At 44.5% G+C, this 20,065-nt stretch carries 17 protein-coding genes; 7 read left to right on the top strand and 10 right to left on the bottom strand.

Annotation, left to right across the window (positions count from 1 at the left end):
- Positions 1 to 11 precede the first annotated feature (11 nt).
- Positions 12 to 524, top strand: a complete 513-nt coding sequence (locus tag IHV80_RS05400; protein WP_192890329.1) for a DUF2062 domain-containing protein — start codon at positions 12 to 14, stop codon at positions 522 to 524.
- A gap of 198 nt (positions 525 to 722) precedes the next feature.
- Here IHV80_RS05400 and lolE read toward each other — a convergent pair whose 3' ends face one another.
- Genes lolE through lolC form a run of 3 tightly spaced genes read right to left on the bottom strand, consistent with a single transcriptional unit; the run spans position 723 to position 3,861 of the window.
- Entirely contained in the window at positions 723 to 1,967 is a 1,245-nt protein-coding gene (lolE, locus tag IHV80_RS05395) for a lipoprotein-releasing ABC transporter permease subunit LolE (RefSeq protein WP_192890328.1), read from the bottom strand.
- On the bottom strand, positions 1,968 to 2,660 hold the full coding sequence (gene lolD, locus IHV80_RS05390; protein ID WP_102278349.1) for a lipoprotein-releasing ABC transporter ATP-binding protein LolD: 693 nt from the start codon (positions 2,658 to 2,660) through the stop codon (positions 1,968 to 1,970).
- On the bottom strand, positions 2,653 to 3,861 hold the full coding sequence (gene lolC / locus IHV80_RS05385) for a lipoprotein-releasing ABC transporter permease subunit LolC (RefSeq protein ID WP_192890327.1): 1,209 nt from the start codon (positions 3,859 to 3,861) through the stop codon (positions 2,653 to 2,655). The genes lolD and lolC overlap by 8 nt, the downstream gene beginning before the upstream one ends.
- Positions 3,862 to 4,088: 227 nt before the next feature.
- On the opposite strand from lolC, the gene IHV80_RS05380 reads away from it, so the two are divergent.
- The 4 genes from IHV80_RS05380 (at position 4,089) to IHV80_RS05365 (ending at position 9,639) form a co-directional block, all read left to right on the top strand.
- A complete protein-coding gene (locus IHV80_RS05380) occupies positions 4,089 to 4,658 on the top strand; it encodes a PilZ domain-containing protein (RefSeq protein ID WP_192890326.1) in 570 nt (189 codons plus the stop codon).
- Between the two features lie 6 nt (positions 4,659 to 4,664).
- Positions 4,665 to 8,126 (top strand): transcription-repair coupling factor, encoded by a 3,462-nt coding sequence (mfd, locus tag IHV80_RS05375; RefSeq protein ID WP_192890325.1) that lies wholly within the window; start codon positions 4,665 to 4,667, stop codon positions 8,124 to 8,126.
- A gap of 62 nt (positions 8,127 to 8,188) precedes the next feature.
- The gene (locus IHV80_RS05370; RefSeq protein ID WP_192890324.1) at positions 8,189 to 8,956 is read left to right on the top strand and encodes a peptidoglycan binding protein CsiV; all 768 of its coding nucleotides are present in this window, start codon (positions 8,189 to 8,191) and stop codon (positions 8,954 to 8,956) included.
- Positions 8,957 to 9,093: 137 nt separating this feature from the next.
- Complete coding sequence (locus IHV80_RS05365) at positions 9,094 to 9,639, top strand: GNAT family N-acetyltransferase (protein WP_192890323.1); 546 nt, start codon at positions 9,094 to 9,096, stop codon at positions 9,637 to 9,639.
- A gap of 130 nt (positions 9,640 to 9,769) precedes the next feature.
- Here the strand turns inward: IHV80_RS05365 and IHV80_RS05360 are convergent, their stop codons facing one another.
- From IHV80_RS05360 to hinT, 7 genes are all read right to left on the bottom strand, one after another.
- The gene (locus IHV80_RS05360; RefSeq protein WP_102433718.1) at positions 9,770 to 11,059 is read right to left on the bottom strand and encodes an NAD(P)/FAD-dependent oxidoreductase; all 1,290 of its coding nucleotides are present in this window, start codon (positions 11,057 to 11,059) and stop codon (positions 9,770 to 9,772) included.
- Positions 11,060 to 11,570: 511 nt separating this feature from the next.
- Positions 11,571 to 12,110 carry an alpha/beta hydrolase YcfP gene (gene ycfP, locus IHV80_RS05355; protein WP_017107632.1) on the bottom strand — a complete coding sequence of 180 codons (540 nt, stop codon included), beginning with the start codon at positions 12,108 to 12,110 and terminating at the stop codon, positions 11,571 to 11,573.
- A gap of 108 nt (positions 12,111 to 12,218) precedes the next feature.
- Positions 12,219 to 13,073, bottom strand: a complete 855-nt coding sequence (locus tag IHV80_RS05350) for a phosphotransferase (RefSeq protein ID WP_192890322.1) — start codon at positions 13,071 to 13,073, stop codon at positions 12,219 to 12,221.
- 210 nt (positions 13,074 to 13,283) lie between these two features.
- Positions 13,284 to 13,874 carry a penicillin-binding protein activator LpoB gene (lpoB, locus tag IHV80_RS05345; protein ID WP_017107631.1) on the bottom strand — a complete coding sequence of 197 codons (591 nt, stop codon included), beginning with the start codon at positions 13,872 to 13,874 and terminating at the stop codon, positions 13,284 to 13,286.
- 143 nt (positions 13,875 to 14,017) lie between these two features.
- A complete protein-coding gene (locus tag IHV80_RS05340; RefSeq protein ID WP_102433721.1) occupies positions 14,018 to 14,401 on the bottom strand; it encodes a YcfL family protein in 384 nt (127 codons plus the stop codon).
- Entirely contained in the window at positions 14,401 to 15,792 is a 1,392-nt protein-coding gene (locus tag IHV80_RS05335) for a COG3014 family protein (protein ID WP_192890321.1), read from the bottom strand. The genes IHV80_RS05340 and IHV80_RS05335 overlap by 1 nt, the downstream gene beginning before the upstream one ends.
- Before the next feature lie 260 nt (positions 15,793 to 16,052).
- Positions 16,053 to 16,403 carry a purine nucleoside phosphoramidase gene (gene hinT, locus IHV80_RS05330; protein ID WP_004736268.1) on the bottom strand — a complete coding sequence of 117 codons (351 nt, stop codon included), beginning with the start codon at positions 16,401 to 16,403 and terminating at the stop codon, positions 16,053 to 16,055.
- A 273-nt stretch (positions 16,404 to 16,676) separates the two neighbouring features.
- On the opposite strand from hinT, the gene IHV80_RS05325 reads away from it, so the two are divergent.
- Complete coding sequence (locus IHV80_RS05325; protein ID WP_192890320.1) at positions 16,677 to 18,668, top strand: methyl-accepting chemotaxis protein; 1,992 nt, start codon at positions 16,677 to 16,679, stop codon at positions 18,666 to 18,668.
- Between the two features lie 198 nt (positions 18,669 to 18,866).
- Complete coding sequence (locus tag IHV80_RS05320; protein WP_192890319.1) at positions 18,867 to 20,033, top strand: DUF1887 family protein; 1,167 nt, start codon at positions 18,867 to 18,869, stop codon at positions 20,031 to 20,033.
- Positions 20,034 to 20,065: the final 32 nt, after the last annotated feature.

The following is a 20,065-nucleotide window of genomic DNA, read 5'->3' as shown; positions in this document are numbered from 1 at the left end:
AGCTTCCTCCTATGCCAACAAAGTTTATCAAACGATTTATGCCTGACCATGAGCTCATCAAGCGTCAGAAAGCATTGAAAATTTTTGGCAATGTTTTGTACAACCCCAACTTATGGTGCCTTAATCGTCGCTCTGCGGCCGGTGCGTTCGCTGTTGGGTTATTCATGGCGTTTGTCCCTTTACCAAGTCAAATGATTATGTCTGCAGGCCTTGCGGTTGCATGTGGTGTTAACCTACCGCTGTCTGTCGCACTGGTTTGGATCAGTAATCCCGTGACTATGCCGGTGCTGTTCTACTTTGCTTATAAAGTAGGCGCATTTGTTATGCATGTGCCGCCTCAAGCTTTCCACTTTGAATTGTCTTGGGATTTCATCTTGGCGCAAATGAGTACCATCGGCCCCCCATTCCTATTAGGTTGTCTAATTTGTGGTGTTATCTCTGCGATGATTGGCTACTTTGGTATTCGCGGGTTATGGCGTTATTCAGTCGTAAGAAGCTGGAAGAAACGACAAGCAAGGTACTGAAATTATCGTTGGATGTGGGTGAATTGAAACTCACACTATGAGAAATCAGAACAACATCGGCTCTCTGCAATATTGGTATGTAACCAAAGTCGTAAGAAATACAGTTTGAATTCAATAAAAAAGGATCCCATCAGGGATCCTTTTTTGTTTGTGTCGGCTGTATATAGCAAATCTTGCCATTACATATTACTTAGAGCATTACTTCGAACTAAGCACCGCTGCTGGGTTCAGCTTAGCCGCTCGTGATGCTGGGTACCACGTGGCCAGTAAGCTCAGAACGATGGCTGTACCAGAAACTACAACGACATCCGTCATATCGAGCTGCGAAGGCAAGAAGTCGACAAAATAGATATCACCGGATAAAAACTGGTGATCAATAAGCTTCTCAAGCCCTTTGATAATCGTAGTTAGGTTAAGCGCGACTAAGACGCCTATTGCACTGCCCACCAAACTACCTAACACGCCAGAAAATACGCCCTGCCAAACGAAAATGCGTTTTACAAGGCCGTCCGATGCACCCATGGTTCTTAATATTGCGATCTCTGATGCTCTGTCTTTTACTGCCATCATTAGAGTCGAGACAATGTTGAAACAAGCCACACCAATAACCAGCACCATCACTAGATACATGATGGTACGAACCAACTGGATATCTCGATACAAGAAACCAAACTTCTGTTGCCAGCTACGCAAGTACACGTACACATCAAGCTGATTGCCGACTTCACGGACAATCGAGTTTGCGTTCAGAACATCGGTCACTTTTAAAGAAACCCCTGTCACTGCCTCGCCTAGGTTTGCGTAAACTTGCGCATCACCAATAGGAATTAAAGCCAAGCTGTGGTCTATTTGGCCATTAAGAGTTAGCAAACCAACGACTTTTACTCGAACACGCTTAGGTGCTTGAACTTTCACCGTACCATTCACCGTCGGGATCATCAGAGTCAGGTAATCACCGACTTTCGCGCCGAGTACATTGGCGACACCAGAACCCAAGATAATCTGTTGTTGCCCTGCCTTAAAATCGCTCCAAGCTTGCTTATCAATAAAACTTGATAGGCTCGAGACTTGTTGCTCAAGTTGTGGGTCAACACCTCGGACTTCAATCGCTTTTAGCTCTTTGCCCTTTTCAGCAAGCGCGGTAATTTTCACATAAGGAGCAGCCGCTACAACATCATCATGTTGAGTCGCTTGTTCGATCACATGTTCCCAACGTGTCACAGGTTCATTGACTCCCTCGAATTCCCCATGTGGGATAACAGAAAGTACTCGTGACCGCAGTTCACGCTCAAAGCCATTCATCGCAGATAAACCAATGATGATCACCGCAACGCCGACTGCAATACCGATCGTCGAAGACAAAGAGATAAAAGAAACCATCTTGTCTCGTTGTTTCGCCCGACTAAATCGGCCGCCTATCAATAAAGATAAAGAAGAAAACACTTAGCTCTCCTCTTTTTCTACGTTAACCAGTAAACCGTCTTGCATGTGCAGTTGACGGTCCATCTTGTCAGCAAGTTCGCCATCATGGGTTACAACCAAGAAAGCGGTATCGTATTCGCGGTTCAATTCACGCATTAAATCGTAAATAGACAGTGCTGTGTTGTGGTCGAGGTTACCTGTTGGTTCATCCGCCAACACCAAAGCCGGCTTATTAACTAAAGCTCGCGCAATCGCTACACGTTGTCTCTCACCACCAGAAAGCTCTGAAGGTCGGTGGTCCACACGATGACTTAATCCAACTTTATCCAACAGACGTTGTGCTTCTTCTTTTGCTTTAGCGGGCTTTTCACCACCAATTAGCAACGGCATCGCTACGTTTTCAAGCGCCGAAAAGTCCGAAAGAAGATGATGAAATTGATATACAAAACCAAGGTGTTGATTACGAAGCTTCGCCTGCTTATTCGAACTCAAAGACGCTAAGTCCTGCCCGAGAAAACTCACGCTGCCGTCGGAAGCATCATCCAATGCACCTAAAATATGCAGTAGCGTACTTTTACCAGAACCAGAGGTACCAATGATTGCAACCAGCTCACCTTTTTCTATTTCGAAGCTGACACCTTTGAGGACTTCGGTATCCAACGAACCCTCGCGGTACGTTTTACGGATATCATTACATTGAAGAAAATTACTCATAACGAAGGGCCTCAGCAGGTTTCACAGAAGATGCACGATAAGAAGGAAAAACAGTCGCAACAAGGCTAAGTGCAATAGCCAAAACCACAACAACCGCAATTTGGATTGGGTTAATCAATATTGGTAGCTGTCCACCAAATGAGAACAGAGCAACACCCATCGCCTCTAAAATAGTATTGAGGTTCGAAGCTAAGATCACGCCAAGAATGCCACCAGATAATGCACCGATCACACCGCTACTTGCACCTTGAACCATAAAGATACCCATGACCTGGCCATCACGCATGCCTTGTGTTTTTAAGATGGCGACTTCTGATTGTTTCTCCATCACCACCATAATCAGCGCAGAAATAATATTAAACGCCGCAACACCAATGATGAGACCCAACATCAAGCCCATCATATTTTTTTCCATACGAACGGCTTGGAAAAGCTCGCCACGCTGGTCACGCCAATCACTCCATACCCAACCTTCCGGTAACGGAGTATTAGATAGATCTGCGACTTCAAATGGGTCATCAAAAAACAGTCGCCAGCCTGAAATCATATCAGACTTATAACGCATCAAACGCCCTGCATCTTGAATGTGTGTGACCATCAACTGAGCGTCAATATCCGAGCCCGTATTAAAAATGCCGGCTACAGTGAAATTTCGTTGGCTAGGTATACGCCCTAATGGTGTGTATTGGCTGGCACTTGTGACCATTAAACGAACTTTGTCGCCCATAGACACTTTCAAGTTTCTTGCCAAGGTATGACCAAGAAAAAGCTGATACTGACCAGCTTGGAGTGAAGACAGTCTGCCAGCAATTAAATGATTCTGAAGAGGGTCATCTGAATTGGGTTCAATACCGATTAGCAGGCCCGCAGATAACTGAGCAGGACTTTGGATCACCGCTTCACTGCGAACAATCGGTTCAACGTGACCATTGAGCGACATTTGCTCCGCAAAGCTAGGCGCTTGGGCAGAAAGTGACGTTGTGCCTCCTTGCTCGTATACAACGGCTTGAGGAAGTACACCAAGAATTCGGTCTTTTAATTGCGCTTCGAATCCATTCATTACCGATAAAACAGTAACCAAAGACAGCACACCAATGGTGATTCCGGCCGTCGACATATAAGAAACAAAACGGCTAAAGCGATCACCTGAACGGCCTTTCAAATAACGCAGGCCAACAAACAATGAAATAGGATGAAACATACTTTGAACCATCTAAAGGAGATGCGGGTTAATGTAACGGGTATTGCCGTTACTTTGTAGGGGTTAATTGAAAATATAGAGTGAATTAACTCAATTAGTTAGGCTTGAAAAACAGAACCTTGTCAAATAGCCAACTTTCAAACAACTATTTGAGACTTTCAATTAACTGACCTTGATTACTGCGGCCACATAGCGATAATCAATAGATCACTTCAAGGAACTAACGCATGACAGAACAAGAGTTTTTCACCGTTCACCACAGCCTTACCGCTAATATTGAGCCAATGGACAGTAACTTCGCTTTACCTTCTCAGATTCAGTTCGAATCGGAGATCCCTGCCCCTTTTGTTGTGGCAAGTGAGTTTAGCCAATTGGACCTATTAGCCGACAGTGCTCGCAACGAACTGAAAAACAGCGACTTGAAGAATGTCATCAGTTTATTGGATGCACAGAACTCTAAATTAAACCTCTTGTTGAGCTTTATGCTATCGCAACAAGATGATGAACAATTTCGTACCCACACGTATTCATTTGGCGCGAGTCAGTTCTCTTGTTTTTCCAAAACAGATATCGAAACGGGTCGCTTAGTTAAAGCCAAGCTCTTTATTGAACACCCTGCCGCCGCTATTTATTGCTACGCGGAAGTCTTCGCTAGTGAACCTAAAGATTCAGGCTTCGAAATCAAATTCAAATATGCTCATCTTCGTGATACTGACCAAGACTTATTGATCAAGGCTGCGCTTCATCAACAACAAAAGCTCTTACGTCAACGCTCTCTAGAACGAGATAACAAGTAAATAGACATGACAAAACAATCCATTTTTACACTACCTAAGCTCAAAGGCGCCGGTGATAAAAAACACATCGGTAACCTAGTTGGTTCATCTCTCGCGCTTGCTATCGCTAAACTCGCGGAGCAGCATAACAGCCATACTTTACTTGCAGTGCCCGATCCTCAGATCGCACTCAAGCTTCAATCAGAAATTGAGCAGTTTACGTCACATGAAGTGGCGCTATTTCCTGATTGGGAGACACTGCCATACGATAGCTTCTCACCACACCAAGAGATTATTTCTGACCGTATAGCGCGACTTTATGCACTGCCAACGTTAAAAGATGGCATCACGATCGTACCAATTAGCACGCTACTTCAGCGCCAGTCGCCGCGTGATTTCTTGTTGCAACATACCTTAATGGTAAAAACAGGCGACCTCTACTCGTTAGAGAAGCTGCGTCTTCAGCTTGAAAAGTCGGGCTATCGTTACGTTGATCAAGTGTTTGGCCCGGGTGAATATGCGAGCCGCGGTTCAATTCTCGACTTGTTCCCTATGGGCAGCAAAGACCCATATCGTATCGACTTTTTCGATGACGAGATCGACACGATCCGTACTTTCGATCCTGAAAACCAGCGCTCTATCGACGACATCTCTGAGATCCGATTACTGCCAGCACACGAGTTTCCAACCTCAGAAAGCGCAATCGAAGATTTCCGTATTCGCTGGCGTCAGCAATTCGATGCGCGCCGTGAGCCAGAATCGGTTTACATGCAGGTATCTAAAGGTACATGGCCTGCCGGTATCGAATATTGGCAACCGCTGTTTTTTGACCACACCGAAACCTTATTCGATTACGTTGCCGATGAAGCGCAACTCTTGGTTCTTGGTGACGTAGAAACAGCTGTTGATGCTTTCCTTACCGACGTTGCTCACCGATACGAACAACGTGGTGTTGATCCATTAAGACCTCTGTTGAACCCAGAGCAATTGTGGCTGAAAAAAGATGAGCTATTCGCTCACTTTAAGCAAAAACCACAAGTTAATCTGAGCTTAGACACGATTGAAGAAAAAGCTGGTCGTATCAACTTACCGGTTGTATCACTGCCAGACTTGAGTGTTCAGCATCAAAATAAAGAGCCTCTGGCGAATCTAAGAAAATTCACGGAAGCCTTCGATGGCAAAGTGGTATTTTCAGTTGAGTCTGAAGGTCGTCGTGAAGCCCTGAGTGAATTACTCAGTGGCATTAAAGTACGACCAAGTGAAGTTGAAAACCTTGATGCGGCCATTAAAGCGAAAGACAAGTTCAGCCTCATATTAGGTTCGGCTGAACACGGTTTTATTCAGGAAGAGCAAAGCATTGCTCTTATCTGCGAAAGTGATTTATTAGGCGACCGCGTTGTACAGCGTCGCAAGAAAGACAAAAAAAGCGTTAACAGCGATACCGTAATCCGTCACTTAGCGGAACTTAAACCGGGTCAGCCAGTTGTCCACATAGACCACGGTATTGGCCGCTATATCGGCTTGCAAACACTTGAAGCCGGCGGCATGAAAACCGAATACGTAACACTTGAGTATCAAAACGATGCCAAGTTATACGTGCCCGTTGCATCTCTGAACTTGATTGGCCGTTATTCAGGTGGTGCTGAAGATTCTGCACCACTGCACAAACTCGGTGGCGAAGCATGGCAAAAAGCCCGCAAACGCGCTGCAGAGAAAGTCCGTGACGTTGCCGCTGAACTACTTGATGTTTACGCTAAGCGTGAACTCAAACCTGGCTACAAATTTGTATTGGACCGCGGTCAATATGCGACCTTCAAATCGGGCTTCCCTTTTGAAGAAACCGATGACCAAGCGATGGCAATCAATGCTGTGATGTCTGATATGTGCCAAGCAAAAGCCATGGACCGCTTGGTGTGTGGTGATGTGGGCTTTGGTAAAACAGAAGTCGCAATGCGTGCCGCGTTCGTGTGTACCGATAACGACAAACAAGTCGCGGTATTAGTACCGACTACCCTACTTGCTCAACAGCACTTTGAAAACTTCCGAGACCGTTTCGCAAACTTGCCGATTCGTGTCGAGGTTCTGTCTCGATTCAAATCAGCTAAAGAGCAGAAATTGATCATGCAAGATGTCGCTGACGGTAAAGTCGATATCTTGGTAGGTACCCACAAGCTACTTTCTAGTGACATTAAGTTTAAGGACCTTGGCTTATTAGTCGTCGATGAAGAGCACCGCTTCGGTGTGCGTCAAAAAGAAAAAGTGAAAGCGATGCGAGCCGATGTTGATATCCTCACGCTAACCGCAACACCGATTCCACGAACACTGAATATGGCGATGAGTGGCATGCGAGATCTTTCGATCATCGCAACGCCACCAGCACGACGCCTAGCGATAAAAACCTTCGTTCGCGAAAGTGACGATGCGGTAGTAAGAGAAGCGGTACTGCGTGAAATCATGCGTGGCGGTCAGGTTTATTTCCTACACAACCAAGTCGACACCATTGAAAAAACAGCCGAGTCTCTACAGAAGTTGATACCAGAAGCTCGCGTAACCGTCGCACATGGTCAAATGCGAGAGCGCGAACTAGAACGCATCATGAATGACTTCTACCATCAGCGTTTTAATCTGTTGGTATGTACCACTATCATCGAAACAGGTATCGATGTTCCGACGGCCAATACCATCTTGATGGACAGAGCCGACAATCTCGGTTTAGCACAACTGCACCAGTTACGTGGTCGTGTGGGTCGTTCACACCATCAAGCATACGCCTACATGCTAACTCCACATCCGAAAGCGATGAGCAAAGACGCCATCAAGCGATTAGACGCGATTGCCTCTTTAGAAGATCTGGGCGCTGGCTTTACCCTAGCGACTCACGATCTAGAGATTCGTGGCGCAGGTGAACTGTTGGGTGATGAGCAGAGTGGTCAAATCCAATCGGTTGGTTTTACGCTTTATATGGAAATGCTTGAACAGGCCGTAGAAGCATTGAAAGAAGGTCGAGAGCCTTCTCTTGATGACCTGTTGCGTGAGCAAACTGAAATTGAAATGCGTCTACCTGCGTTATTACCAGATGACTATATCCCAGACATCAATACTCGATTATCGACCTACAAACGTATTGCGAGCGTCAGTGACACGGATGAACTGGCAGAGCTGAAAGTTGAGCTAATCGACCGCTTTGGTAGTCTTCCTGATGCAACCAAGAACTTATTATCAGTTTCTGATCTAAAATTAGCGGCTGCGTCAATTAAAGCGAAGAAAATTGAAGCTCACGACAAGGGTGGATTCTTAGAATTCTACCCAGATGCTGACATAAACCCAGCCTACCTTGTTAAACTATTGCAATCCCAACCGCAAAAGTTTTCAATGGAAGGACCAACAAAGTTCAAGTTTACGATACCATTGGTAGACAGACGGAAACGAATTCAATTTGTTAGTGATTTATTGGGCGAATTCAGACAGAACTTGCTGCCTTCGGCATAAAACCCAATCCACTGCACATATAAATTATCCAGCCGTAACAGCGGCTGGAAGACGGAGAAAAAATGAAAAGACTGATCCCACTGCTACTATTGTTCGTCTCACTGCCAAGTTTGGCTCAGAGACAATTTGATATAGAAGTGATCATTTTCAAGCGCGCAGTTGATGCAGAAAAAGTCAACGAGTCTTGGCCGAACACTCAGCCGAAGATTTCACTTGAGCGCGTTGGTTCATTTCAAGATACCCAATACCGCTCAAAGAAAGGCGTACAAATGCTGCCTTACTCAGAGTACAAGTTAACGCCTCAGAAAGACAAACTGCGTAAGCACGCTGGCTTTGAAGTTCTGATGCATACCGCTTGGCGTCAAGGCGACCAAGGTAAGAGCTCGGCACCTGTTTTCCATATTCAAGCAGGTAAAGACTTCTCTAAAGATTTCAATGCAGACGGCTCTGAAAAAGGTGCTATCACCGCAGGCACTGCAGATGGGTTCAAAGAAGAGACAATTGATAAGCCACTATACGAACTAGACGGTAAACTACAGATCTATGTGCAGCATTACCTATACGCTGAAACCACGCTAGATTTAAAAGCGCCAAGCGTTCGTGAAGTAACTCTGAAAGAACAGCCTATTGAGTTAGACACACCAGTAAGTGGCGCAGAGAGCAACGTTCAAGTGGGCAACTTAACTGAGATCTCCCCGACAGTACAGGTAGAAGAGTTCCTTAAGAGCTACCGCATGGATCAAAAGCGTCGTATGCGTAGTACAGAAACTCACTACCTTGATCACCCGCTTCTAGGCATGGTGATTCAAGTTCGACGTGTAGCGCAGTAAATTACTTGTCTATTCGGCTATAATTATACAAATAGTTCAATCCGCCCTCCTAGTGAGGGCGTTTTATTAAGTGCTATCTATCTTTATTCTGTATTGACTCTCTTTGTTCAGTACTTACATGTAATTCGGTATTTCTTATGAGCCCTGACTTTCAGATAAATACTCAACGCCTCAGCCTCAAAATTATTGAAGCTACAGACGCTCCAGAGTTCTCTCGGTTGATCCAAACATCCCCTAGCTTATTTCCCTGGGTAGACTGGTGCCACGATGCGTTCTCTATTGTAGAAGCCGAGAAATTCATTCTGGCTACCCGCTTAAATTGGGTAAAAGCAGACGCATTTGGGTTTGGTATTTTTGAACGCCACAGTAATCAGCTGGTTGGAATGGTGGCAATCAATGAGCTTTACCATACCTTCAATATGGCAAGTTTAGGCTATTGGGTAGGCGACGAATTTCAACGAAAGGGGATCGCGAAAGAAGCGATGTTGACCTTGTTTGAATTCTGCTTTGCCCAACTCAAACTAACGCGTTTAGAGATTGTTTGCGATACAGAAAACCTACCAAGCCAAAGGCTGATAGAGAAGTGTGGCGCAGAGCGGGAAACCATTGCTAAGAACCGCTTTATCTTTAACGGCAAACCAAAAGACGGCGTGGTTTATTCCGTGTTACCTCCAACCTCTTAAGTTCTTAAATTCTTAAATTCTTAAGTTCTTTAGTTCTTTAGTTCTTAGTAGCCATAAACAGCACGTCATCGACACGATCAAAAAAGAGCTCCGAAGAGCTCTTTTTTATTCGCTGAAAATCACCAATTAATTAGTGCAGCTTTAAATTTGGACGTAACACACGGTTGATTCGACCTACCAACATCATTAACGACGTTTTGATGATGCCGTGCAGCGCAACTTGATGCATACGATACAAAGAGATGTAAACCACGCGAGCAATACGACCTTCGACCATCATTGAGCCTTTAGTCAAGTTACCCATCAAGCTACCTACCGTAGAGAAACGGCTGAGTGAAACAAGCGAGCCTTTGTCTTTGTAGACATAATCTTTCAGGTCACGGCCATTCAATTTAGCAATGATGTTGCTGAATGCGCAGCTTGCCATTTGGTGAGCAGCTTGTGCACGAGGTGGAACAAATGAACCATCCGCTTGTGTACATTGCGCCAAGTCACCGATGGCAAAGATGTTGTCATCAAGCGTAGTTTGCAGTGTGTTTTTCACAACCAATTGGTTAATACGGTTCGTCTCAAGACCACCAATATCTTTCAGGAAATCTGGCGCTTTGATACCCGCAGCCCAAACCATGATTTGCGCTGGAATCTTATCGCCATCTTTAGTCGTTAGACCTTCAGAATCAGCCTGAGTCACCATAGTATTAGTACGCACGTTAACACCAAGCTTAGTTAGCTCAGAGTGAGCTGCACTCGAAATACGAGGTGGTAGAGCTGGAAGAATACGCTCACCCGCTTCAACAAGGTTAACGTTCAGCTTGCTTGAATCTAGATCACCAAAACCGTAAGTTCGAAGCTCTTTCACGGCGTTATGCAGTTCAGCAGAAAGCTCTACGCCTGTCGCACCAGCACCAACAATCGCGATATCAACAGTGCCTTGACCGTTTTTGGCGTGAAGCTTCAAGAACTGGTTGTTCATTTCCGTACGGAAACGGTGAGCTTGTTCTGGGCTATCAAGGAAAATACAGTTGTCACGAACGCCGGGAGTATTGAAGTCGTTTGACGTTGAACCAATTGCCATCACTAGAATGTCGTATTCCAGTTCACGGCTTGGCATCAGCAATTCACCGTGATCATCTTTCAGTTCGCTCAGTGCAATCACTTTACGCTCACGATCGATGTCGTTCAGACTGCCCATTTGGAAATCGAAGTAATGGTTTTTTGCATGTGCGCGGTAGCTTAATGCATCAACACCTTCGTCCAGTGAACCTGTTGCTACTTCATGAAGTAATGGTTTCCATAGGTGGCTTGCTTTACGGTCAACCAGAGTAATCTGGGCACGTTTTTTACGACCTAAAGTGCGGCCTAGCTTAGTTGCTAGTTCTAAACCACCAGCACCACCGCCTACTACGATAATTTTTGTCACAATGACAATCCTCTACAAAATGAATAAATGGGGTTCGGCTCGATTACTCCAACCGATAAATTCTATGTATCTACTCGGCCTTGAATGCAAAGGCTGATATAAATTGGATAACCGCGAAAAAGAATAACGACAGCTCACCGAGTAGTTAGAGGGATTACAAGCACCAAATATTGGCTTGTCGCTTTGCTCACGTGGATAAAAAGGTGACTACCTGAGAGGTAGAGCACAAATAATGGGCAAGTTTTATCACTCGCTCTCAATTTTTCTTGATATTTATCAAAATTTTTTGCTTTGGAACATTATATATAGCAAAAAGATGACCGCAACAAAAATCCTTACCCTCAATGAGGATTCGGGGCAAATTAGTTAACGTTTGCTAAAGCTTATCTACAAATGCACAAACTCATCAATAAGACATATACAACCGTTTTATCAATGCCAGTTTCTAGGATTCAGATGTAAAAAAGCAGCACTCAAAATAAGTGCTGCTTTTATAAAATAGAGGGGTGAATTAGGCGTTTTTAAACGCTTTCATTGCTTGAAGGTGTTGAGAGATCTTTTTAAACTTATGACTCTCTTTTTCATCCCAGATTACCTCATAGTAATCCCCAAGCTCAGCTTCCGTTCGCGTATTGTCGTGAATTTCATCTTCACGAGACAACACAACCAAACAGCGTCCCTTGTTTTTCATACGATACTGAGCGACACACTTAGTCGCAATATCTTCATACTCTTCAGGACGGTCAATTCGACCCACCATATTGTTCTCTGGTTGCAGGTTCGGGTTGAAAACCACCTGCTTAATCCCACATAAGAAACCAATACGCTCTGACCAAAAACCCCCTAAACCAACACCACAGATAATGGGATGTGGATCATCAGATTGTTCTATCACTTTATGCACTTCTTTAAGAAGATGCTGCATATCGTGCTTTGGGTGCAAAGTACTGTAGTTGATGAAACGAACGTCATCATCAATGAATTGCAACTGCAGTATTTTTTCGTGATTGCCCGGGCTAGTTGAGTCGAAGCCATGTAGATAAATAATCATTAGTACCTCCCTGTTGAATATTGGTACGTTTTAATTAATCTAACATGAAAAATAAGGTTTTAAAGGGAACACCAACGAAATTATATTTTTCACTTCCTAAACGTGATCCTAGCGACAGAAAGTGTGACTCAATAACTCAGCTTCGCGCAGATAACTTTCATCGCCCCAGAGTTGATGTGCCAGTAAATACCACAACATGGCCATCATTCGACTTCGCGGCAACCAAGCCTCTACGCCATCAAGCCAGGGCTGAACATTATGAATCCCTCTTAGCTGGCAGTACTTATTGACCGCTTCGATAACTGGCACATCAGCAACCGCAATCGTTAAGGTCAAGTCGAGCCTTGGATCTGCTAACGCTGCATATTCCCAATCAATAATTTTAATCCCATCGATATTTCTCACTAGGTTATAACCACCTAAATCAAAATGACACAAAGACAGATCAACACCTGGGATACTTGGAGCCACGCGCCACTCTTGATAAATCTTGGTGCAGATTTCAGTCTTATGAATCGCATCTAGTTGGAGCCAGTAATGATCGACTCGCGCTGTGAAACTGAACGGTTGGAGCGGCAATCGTGCAGTATTAACCAAATGCACCGAGATCAGCGTCTTCAACAAATCATCAAGCTCTAAGCCTTCGTAAAGAGTCTCACCCGCAATCCATTCAACCAACAAGCCTTGCTCATTGACCACTATCGGACTTGGAGCAATACCTAGACGCTCAATTGCAGAGAGCACTTGATACTCTTCATGACGAGAGATAAGGAACGCTTTGGTAATCGGTGTGATTGGTCGCCAAACATAGGCAGTGCCATCGGCTAACACCAATTTCCAACATCGATTAGTCAAACCGCCTGTCAGCGTCTGCGCTCTAACTGGTGGCTCAGAAAAGTAACCATCCAACGAACTCAAACTGGTATCAAGAAGCTTAGCCTCAGACCAAGAAAAAATTGCCATTGCTCATTCCTTATAAACGTTTCCATTTCCCTACAAAAAAAGACACTGACCAAAAGCCAGTGTCTCTTCATTAACAGTGCATCATGTACTGCATTGGCGTGTGACCAAGCTATACACTGCCAAGCTCAAGATCAAGCGTATTCAAGATTAAGCGCTGCCAAAACTAGACACTGTCAAAGCTGGCTGCGCATAGTTGGCAAATAAGCGAAATTAAAGACCCAGTAGGCTCTTAGATTGTTGCTTACGGATTTCAGTCTCATCTGCCCATTCAATTAAGCCAGACTCAAGATCCATTAGACGCATGGTCATTTTGTAGTATACGTCTTCATCGCTACCGTCTTTCTTCACGATGCTTGATAGGTTGCCGTACAACATGTACTGAGCACCGACCATTTTACCGAACTGGATTGCTGAACTTTGATTTACTAGCTCATCATTGTTTTGGAAGTTCAATTGGTCACGAACAGACTCTACACGGTCCATATCAACGAAACGGAACTTACCAGAGTTCAGCATTTTAGTACTGATGGTGTCAGTGATTGACTCAGTATCGATGTGCTCACTGGTTTTGTTCTTGATGCGTTCTACGAATACGATTGGACGCTGCTCACGTGTGATGTAAGAAACAGAACCAGAAGCCATCATACTATCGACCATTTCGCCAGCAATCGTTTGAAGATCTGTTGAACCGAAATCGATTGTTGTGGTTTCTACTGCTTGTGCATCACCGTAGCTTACCTTGTTTGAACAACCGCCTAAAATAACCGCTAAACCTAGTAGCGCAATGACACTCTTTTTCATTTTGTTTCCTCAACTTATCACTGAGCGGGGTTACCCTCACTCTTAAATTCTTATATTAGCGAATCAATGAATCCGCTTTCTGTAGCCCGAATCGAATTGATATTAACTCGAGCTCACTTTAACTATGTCTATTCTCACAAAGCTTACTGCTCTCGGAACTGAACTCGGAACTGAGTTGCTTTCGGGTTTACCGACACTTCCGACAACGAAATACTTTCAAAGCCACGAACAATCGCTTGCTTCCAAGGGCCTTGCTTTAGGTTGACCTCAAGTCCAGCATCGTCGTACCAGTAGAAACGATAAAGGATATGTTGATCGCCTTTATAGTTACTGTTTAAACGAACAATGCCTCTTGTGTGACCATCAATTTGATCAGTTCGGATATCATCAACTACAAGTCTACTACCTAGCACGTTGTCACCAAAGAATACGTTTTGAGTTAGGCTATCAACCCTTACGCCTGCTGTGTTATCAGCACAACCAGCCAGAGCGATGACCGCTGCTACGCTCACTAACCACTTTTTCATTACAGCCTCCCTAGCTGTTTATGCCACATTGTTGCGTTATTGCCTTGTCGAGAAATCCAAACCAAGGTGGTCTGCCCTTCTCGAATATCAAAGTCATACGTTCTAGCGCCCGCTTCTAGCGTATATTGACCGCTATTTGCTACAAACGTGCTGGTCTTGATCTCTGCAGGTAAAGATTGCCAGCTGCGCGTGTCTGGTTGCTCCGTAAAGGTATTCCAAACATTGAACAGAATGTTACCGACATCGTTGCCTTGGGTCGCTTCTTTACGAATACGATCTTTCGCGACTACACGCAGTGCTTGGCGAATAACAATACTCGTCATGCGCTCAGATAAATCGTTTTGAGCCATCGCGTTTACATCCGTGATCAAATGTTCTTGTAACGGTTGTCCACTGATTCGTAAGGCAGAAAAACGCTCTACGTTTTGACTCGGGTAATATGGCAGCGCCAGAGAATATATTGCACCTTGATCGCGACTGTCATAAATAGGTAAATCTAAACGCCAACTGTCCATAGCTTGAACAGCGCTCTGCTCTTGAAGCACAATCACGCGACCTTGACCGTTGCCAATCTTAGAAGATTGTTTGTAGCGTTTTTCAAGTGTCGCTAAATCTTGTCGCATTCCTAAACGAGCGGCTGTTGCCATCGTTCTATCAATAATTTCTTGGTTCTCTGGCATCACAGCCAAAGCACGTCGATAGTCTACATAGGCGCTGTTCAGATCGTTTGAAGCTTCATAAAGCAGACCCGATAAAAACATCAGATACGCGTTCTGTACTGACTGCAGCTTTTTACCCGCGTCTGGGTAATTCGCGAGGATACTACCTACATTGGCAGACAAACCCTGCTTCTTCGCATCGTTGGCTGCACTTTCTAATTCAGCTTCACGTTGCTTCTTTGCTTGTTCTTGAACTTGGTTAGCGCGACGCATTTCGATCACCGCACCTTCTAAATCGTTCTTCTTGAGATAATTTAAACCGAGATAAAGATGAAGAAAGCCTAACTCGTAATCAGGCGGCACATACTCGGTAATATTATCATTCACAGCCAACGCACCCACACTGGTTGCACTGTCTGAAATAGAGATCACAGCTTTGTTTTGTTGATCTTTTACTGCCTGATCAGCCAATTCAAACGAAGACTTACTCTCAGGGTACTTTTGATCCAGCAGATTAATTCTGCCTCTTTCAAAGTTATCAAGGATGTCGCCTGCTACGTAATCTGGTAACTCTTGTTGAGCCTCTGAATAATCCCCAGATTTTACTGCTTGATAGATATCTTTGTTTTGCGCGCTGTAATGACTGAACAGGCTGCCTGCAGACATACTCGCACAACCCGCGGTCAACGCCGATAACAGGGCAATGGAAGCGAATCTTAACTGTTGCTTCACTTATCGTCTCCGTGCATGTTTAAAATGCCAACTTTATGTGTCTCATTATCAAAATGAAACGTGTTGTTAAAAGGATCTCAGGCAAGTTGTTAACCTGCTTAATTAGGCTCAGCCTAGGTGATGCCGATATTCAGACAACAGATAAAACTTAAAGTTGGCATACAAACAACAAATTTTCCAACTGGCTGTTTATGTTAATTAACTCATTAACTTGTATTAATAAGCTCATTAACTTTTTTGTTAGCGCATTAGCCTTTTAATTAGCTCATTAAAAGAGGGCCAAGCGGACGGCCACCAACTAGGTGCATGTGAATATGGTAAACCTCTTGGCCACCGTGAGAATTACAGTTCACGATAAGACGGTAGCCATCTTCTGCGATGCCTTCTTCTTTTGCTAACTTGCGAGCAACAGTAAACATACGTCCCATCATCGCTTCATCTTCGACTTCAACATCGTTGGTTGTTGGAATCAGCTTGTTTGGGATGATTAGGATATGGCTTGGCGCGCGAGGGTTAATATCACGGAATGCCGTTACTAAGTCGTCTTGGTATAGCAGATCAGCAGGAATTTCTTTATTAATGATCTTACTAAAGATGGTTTCTTCAGCCATGTTTTTCTCCGATAAAACATTTACTTTTTAATGTTTTGAGTATGCGCTATGCCGCAACAAACCACAATAAATCCGCTTTAAAGCTTAATAAAAAACACCGTTCAAATCAAAGAAAACTAGCCTTAGCTCTCAAGAATGGCATGTTGATTATAACTAAGGGCTATTTTTGTTGTGTGCGTCATAAAATGCGTAAGTGGAGCTCAATAGAATGCTGACAATTTTGTTAGTTTTACTTTGACCTGACATTAGGTCTGCATATTTAGGGAGAAAGCCATGAAGGGATCTGTGATCAAGCGTATGTACGCTGGTTTCGCACTGATCATCATCATGTTCGCAGTCACGATAACCATCATGATGAACAGCATGAATCAGATACACAGAAACTTTGAGAGTGTCTCAGAAACCTCATTACCGCTTGTTGCGCTTTCAAATCAAACAAGCGTCCAATTGCTTTCTGCTGATAAGTCATTCAAAGACTTCTTAACCACACAAAACGCTGAACGTATGGCTGCAATGCGTTCAACATTTGCCGAATCACAAGACGCTTTCTCTAAAGTGTTAGGAAGATTAGAAGCCGCGAGTGAAGACAACATCACTCTCGTTGAGCGTGTTACTCAGTTAAGAGCCATGGAAGAGCGCTACTTTACTGAAGCCGCAGAAGCGATGACAAACTATGTGGCGATGTTCGAAGCACAAGAACAAGTACAAAAAGCATCGCGTGATTTCCAACGCTTACATTCTGAATTAACAGTCGGAATGAAAGAGTACGTTGCCGACCAGAAAAGCATCTCTGTAAAAGTAATGGCGAAAAGCTACTTCATCAAACTGCAAGACGCTGAGGTTATCACTTCAGATGCGCTAGCAAGCTCTGACGTTGCCTTCGTGCAAAAAGCCGTAAACCAAAATAAGAAGGCCGTCACTCATCTAAACTACGCATACCGCGGTTTAGCAACACAACTGCCTGCGCTTAAAAACGTCTTCGATGAATCGGTTCAGAAGTTCACCAAAGACGTAGGCCAGAAAGGCGGTGTACTCGACAAACACAACAACTATCTACAAGCGAAACAAGCACTGTACGTCAACATCGCAAACCTAGCCGTTGAAGTTGACCAAGCGATGGCGGTATTAGATTCATTCAACGTGACTGCTGAAGAGCAACTCAACGCATCTTTAGCTGACGCGAGCAGTATTTACGACAAAGGATTATTCAACGCGATTGCGATTGGTATTGTTGTCACCGTATTTGCAGCCGCGATTGGTTACCACATTGCACACAGTGTAAGAGAACCATTAACTCGTATTCTAGGCACATTAGAAGGCCTGACTGAAGGCGATATGACTCAGCGTATCGATATTCGTTATGACAACGAATTCAGCCGTGTGAGCCGTCACATCAACACCTTGGCCGACAATCTACGCAATATTCTGGTGAAGCTGAATGACGCTTCCGATGACTTAACTAAGACTGCAAGCGTCAACCAAAAAACTTCTACAGAAACGCAGGCTCAACTGAACAGCCAACGCGAACAAACGGCAACCGTAGCGACTGCGATGACAGAGATGTCTCATTCAGTACAAGAAGTGGCAAACAGTGCACAAAGCTCATTAACCATGGTTCAACAAGTGGAATCAGCTTCTGAATCTGGCCGTCAAATCATGAACACCAACATCAGCACCATTAACCAACTTGAGGTTCGCTTGACCGAATCTGTAGGTGCTGTAGGTGAGTTGCAACAAATGAGTAGCCAGATTGGTTCTATTCTCGATGTTATCCGTGGGATTGCCGAGCAAACTAACCTCCTCGCACTGAATGCAGCGATCGAGGCGGCACGTGCGGGTGAACAAGGTCGTGGTTTTGCTGTGGTTGCCGATGAAGTTCGAGTGCTTGCACAGAAGACGACACAATCAACGTCTGAAATCGAGACGATGATAAGTAACCTGCAATCAAGCTCGAAAACCGCAAGCAACGTGATTGAAAGTTGTATGAGCGATATGGACATGTCGGTTCAACAAGCTTCAAGTGCGAACAGTGCCATGGAAGAAATCCAAGCATTGATTCTAGAGATCAGCCACATGAGTACACACATCTCTCAAGCAGCTGCTGAGCAGAGTGAAACTTCTGGCGATATCGCGCGCAACATCGAAGACATCAACCACATCGCTGATGCAAGTTACCAAGCGATGTCATCGATTGCAGAAGCGAGCCAAAACCTAACGATTCTAGCAAATCAACAAGGTGATTTGGTTCATCAGTTCAAGCTATAGATAGCTGAGAAATTGATAGATATTTAGTGAGAATATTGGGAATAGTTACCCAATAGTGGTAACTATTTGAACAAGGGCAACTTTTATCAAGGGTTGCCCTTGTTTTTTATGATCTTTGTCATTATATGATTATTAAGGCTTGCTGCTTCCCGTTTTTTTCTTTCACCTTTATGAGCGAGCCGCTATTAAGGAATTTATATGGCTGTTCATGTTGGCATTATCGATCAAGACCCCATTCGCTTGATCACTCCACTACTCGATAACCGAACGATCAGCACTCATATCGTGTTTATCGGCGACAAGAATCAAGTGAGTATGTACCAACGCTTAGACAGCGTTTTGCAGAAGCGCGACATTACCAGTGAGTTTTTCGAGATTCCAACCCTCGTAAATACATCTGCGATTAAAGCCTCTATCCAAACCCTTGCCGAAGACCTCAAAGCTCGTGGAGAAGAAGTGAAACTCAACGCGAGTTGTGGCCTTCGTCACCGCCTACTTTCTGTGTACGAAGTATTTCGTACTTATCATTGGCCAATCTTCGTGGTTGAACCGAACAGTGACAAGCTGTGCTGGTTATACCCAAGTGGCAAAGAAGACGCACAAGTGCAAGACCGTATTACCATCGACGACTACCTAACGGTGTTTGGTGCTCGTGGTGAATTCAGCGATGTACAGCTGTCTCCCCAACTTGACCAGAAACTGTATGAGCTGGGCGAACGTTGGGCAAGTAACGCGTTAGAGTTAGGTCCGGGCTTAGCAACATTGAACTACCTAGCAACAACCTGCCGTAAAGAACAGAAACTCGATGTCGGCTTGTCTGAGAAACAACAAGGTTACCGTGAACTCAACATGCTACTGAGTGATTTAGTTGAAGCTAAGATCGCTACGTACCAAAACGGTATTTTGACGTTTGCCAATGAAGATGCACGACGCTTCTCTAATGGTGAATGGCTTGAAACCTTAGTTCACAGCACCGTGAAGCAAATCCAAGACGATATGCCAACCATCCAAGACCGTTCTTTGAATGTTCAAGTTTATCGCCAATTGGGTGAGCGTGAGGTTCGTAATGAGCTTGATGTTGCCTCTGTAGTGAACAATAAGCTTCACATCATCGAATGTAAGACCAAAGGCATGCGTGATGATGGCGATGACACCTTGTACAAGCTGGAATCCCTGAGAGACCTGTTAGGCGGCCTACAAGCACGTGCCATGCTGGTTAGCTTCCGCCCTCTTCGTCATAATGACATCACACGAGCAGAAGACCTTGGCCTTGCGTTGATTGGCCCTGACGAATTGAAAGATCTGAAAACACACCTAACGGCATGGTTTACCGCAGCCGGTGGTGATGAAGATTTAGAGTGCTAAAAACCAATAGACTCTTGAGAGCTGAACGCTCT

Source organism: Vibrio bathopelagicus, from assembly GCF_014879975.1.
Lineage (GTDB): Bacteria > Pseudomonadota > Gammaproteobacteria > Enterobacterales > Vibrionaceae > Vibrio > Vibrio bathopelagicus.
The sequence above is the reverse complement of the archived record's forward strand: the minus strand, read 5'-3'. Positions and strand labels throughout refer to the sequence as shown.

Coding starts and splice junctions, on each gene's coding strand:
- IHV80_RS05400 (WP_192890329.1), top strand. CDS start 12: ATGCCAACAAAGTTTATCAAACGATTTATGCCTGACCATGAGCTCATC.
- lolD (WP_102278349.1), bottom strand. CDS start 2,660: ATGAGTAATTTTCTTCAATGTAATGATATCCGTAAAACGTACCGCGAG.
- lolC (WP_192890327.1), bottom strand. CDS start 3,861: ATGTTTCATCCTATTTCATTGTTTGTTGGCCTGCGTTATTTGAAAGGC.
- IHV80_RS05380 (WP_192890326.1), top strand. CDS start 4,089: ATGACAGAACAAGAGTTTTTCACCGTTCACCACAGCCTTACCGCTAAT.
- mfd (WP_192890325.1), top strand. CDS start 4,665: ATGACAAAACAATCCATTTTTACACTACCTAAGCTCAAAGGCGCCGGT.
- IHV80_RS05370 (WP_192890324.1), top strand. CDS start 8,189: ATGAAAAGACTGATCCCACTGCTACTATTGTTCGTCTCACTGCCAAGT.
- IHV80_RS05365 (WP_192890323.1), top strand. CDS start 9,094: ATGAGCCCTGACTTTCAGATAAATACTCAACGCCTCAGCCTCAAAATT.
- ycfP (WP_017107632.1), bottom strand. CDS start 12,110: ATGATTATTTATCTACATGGCTTCGACTCAACTAGCCCGGGCAATCAC.
- IHV80_RS05350 (WP_192890322.1), bottom strand. CDS start 13,073: ATGGCAATTTTTTCTTGGTCTGAGGCTAAGCTTCTTGATACCAGTTTG.
- lpoB (WP_017107631.1), bottom strand. CDS start 13,874: ATGAAAAAGAGTGTCATTGCGCTACTAGGTTTAGCGGTTATTTTAGGC.
- IHV80_RS05340 (WP_102433721.1), bottom strand. CDS start 14,401: ATGAAAAAGTGGTTAGTGAGCGTAGCAGCGGTCATCGCTCTGGCTGGT.
- hinT (WP_004736268.1), bottom strand. CDS start 16,403: ATGGCTGAAGAAACCATCTTTAGTAAGATCATTAATAAAGAAATTCCT.
- IHV80_RS05325 (WP_192890320.1), top strand. CDS start 16,677: ATGAAGGGATCTGTGATCAAGCGTATGTACGCTGGTTTCGCACTGATC.
- IHV80_RS05320 (WP_192890319.1), top strand. CDS start 18,867: ATGGCTGTTCATGTTGGCATTATCGATCAAGACCCCATTCGCTTGATC.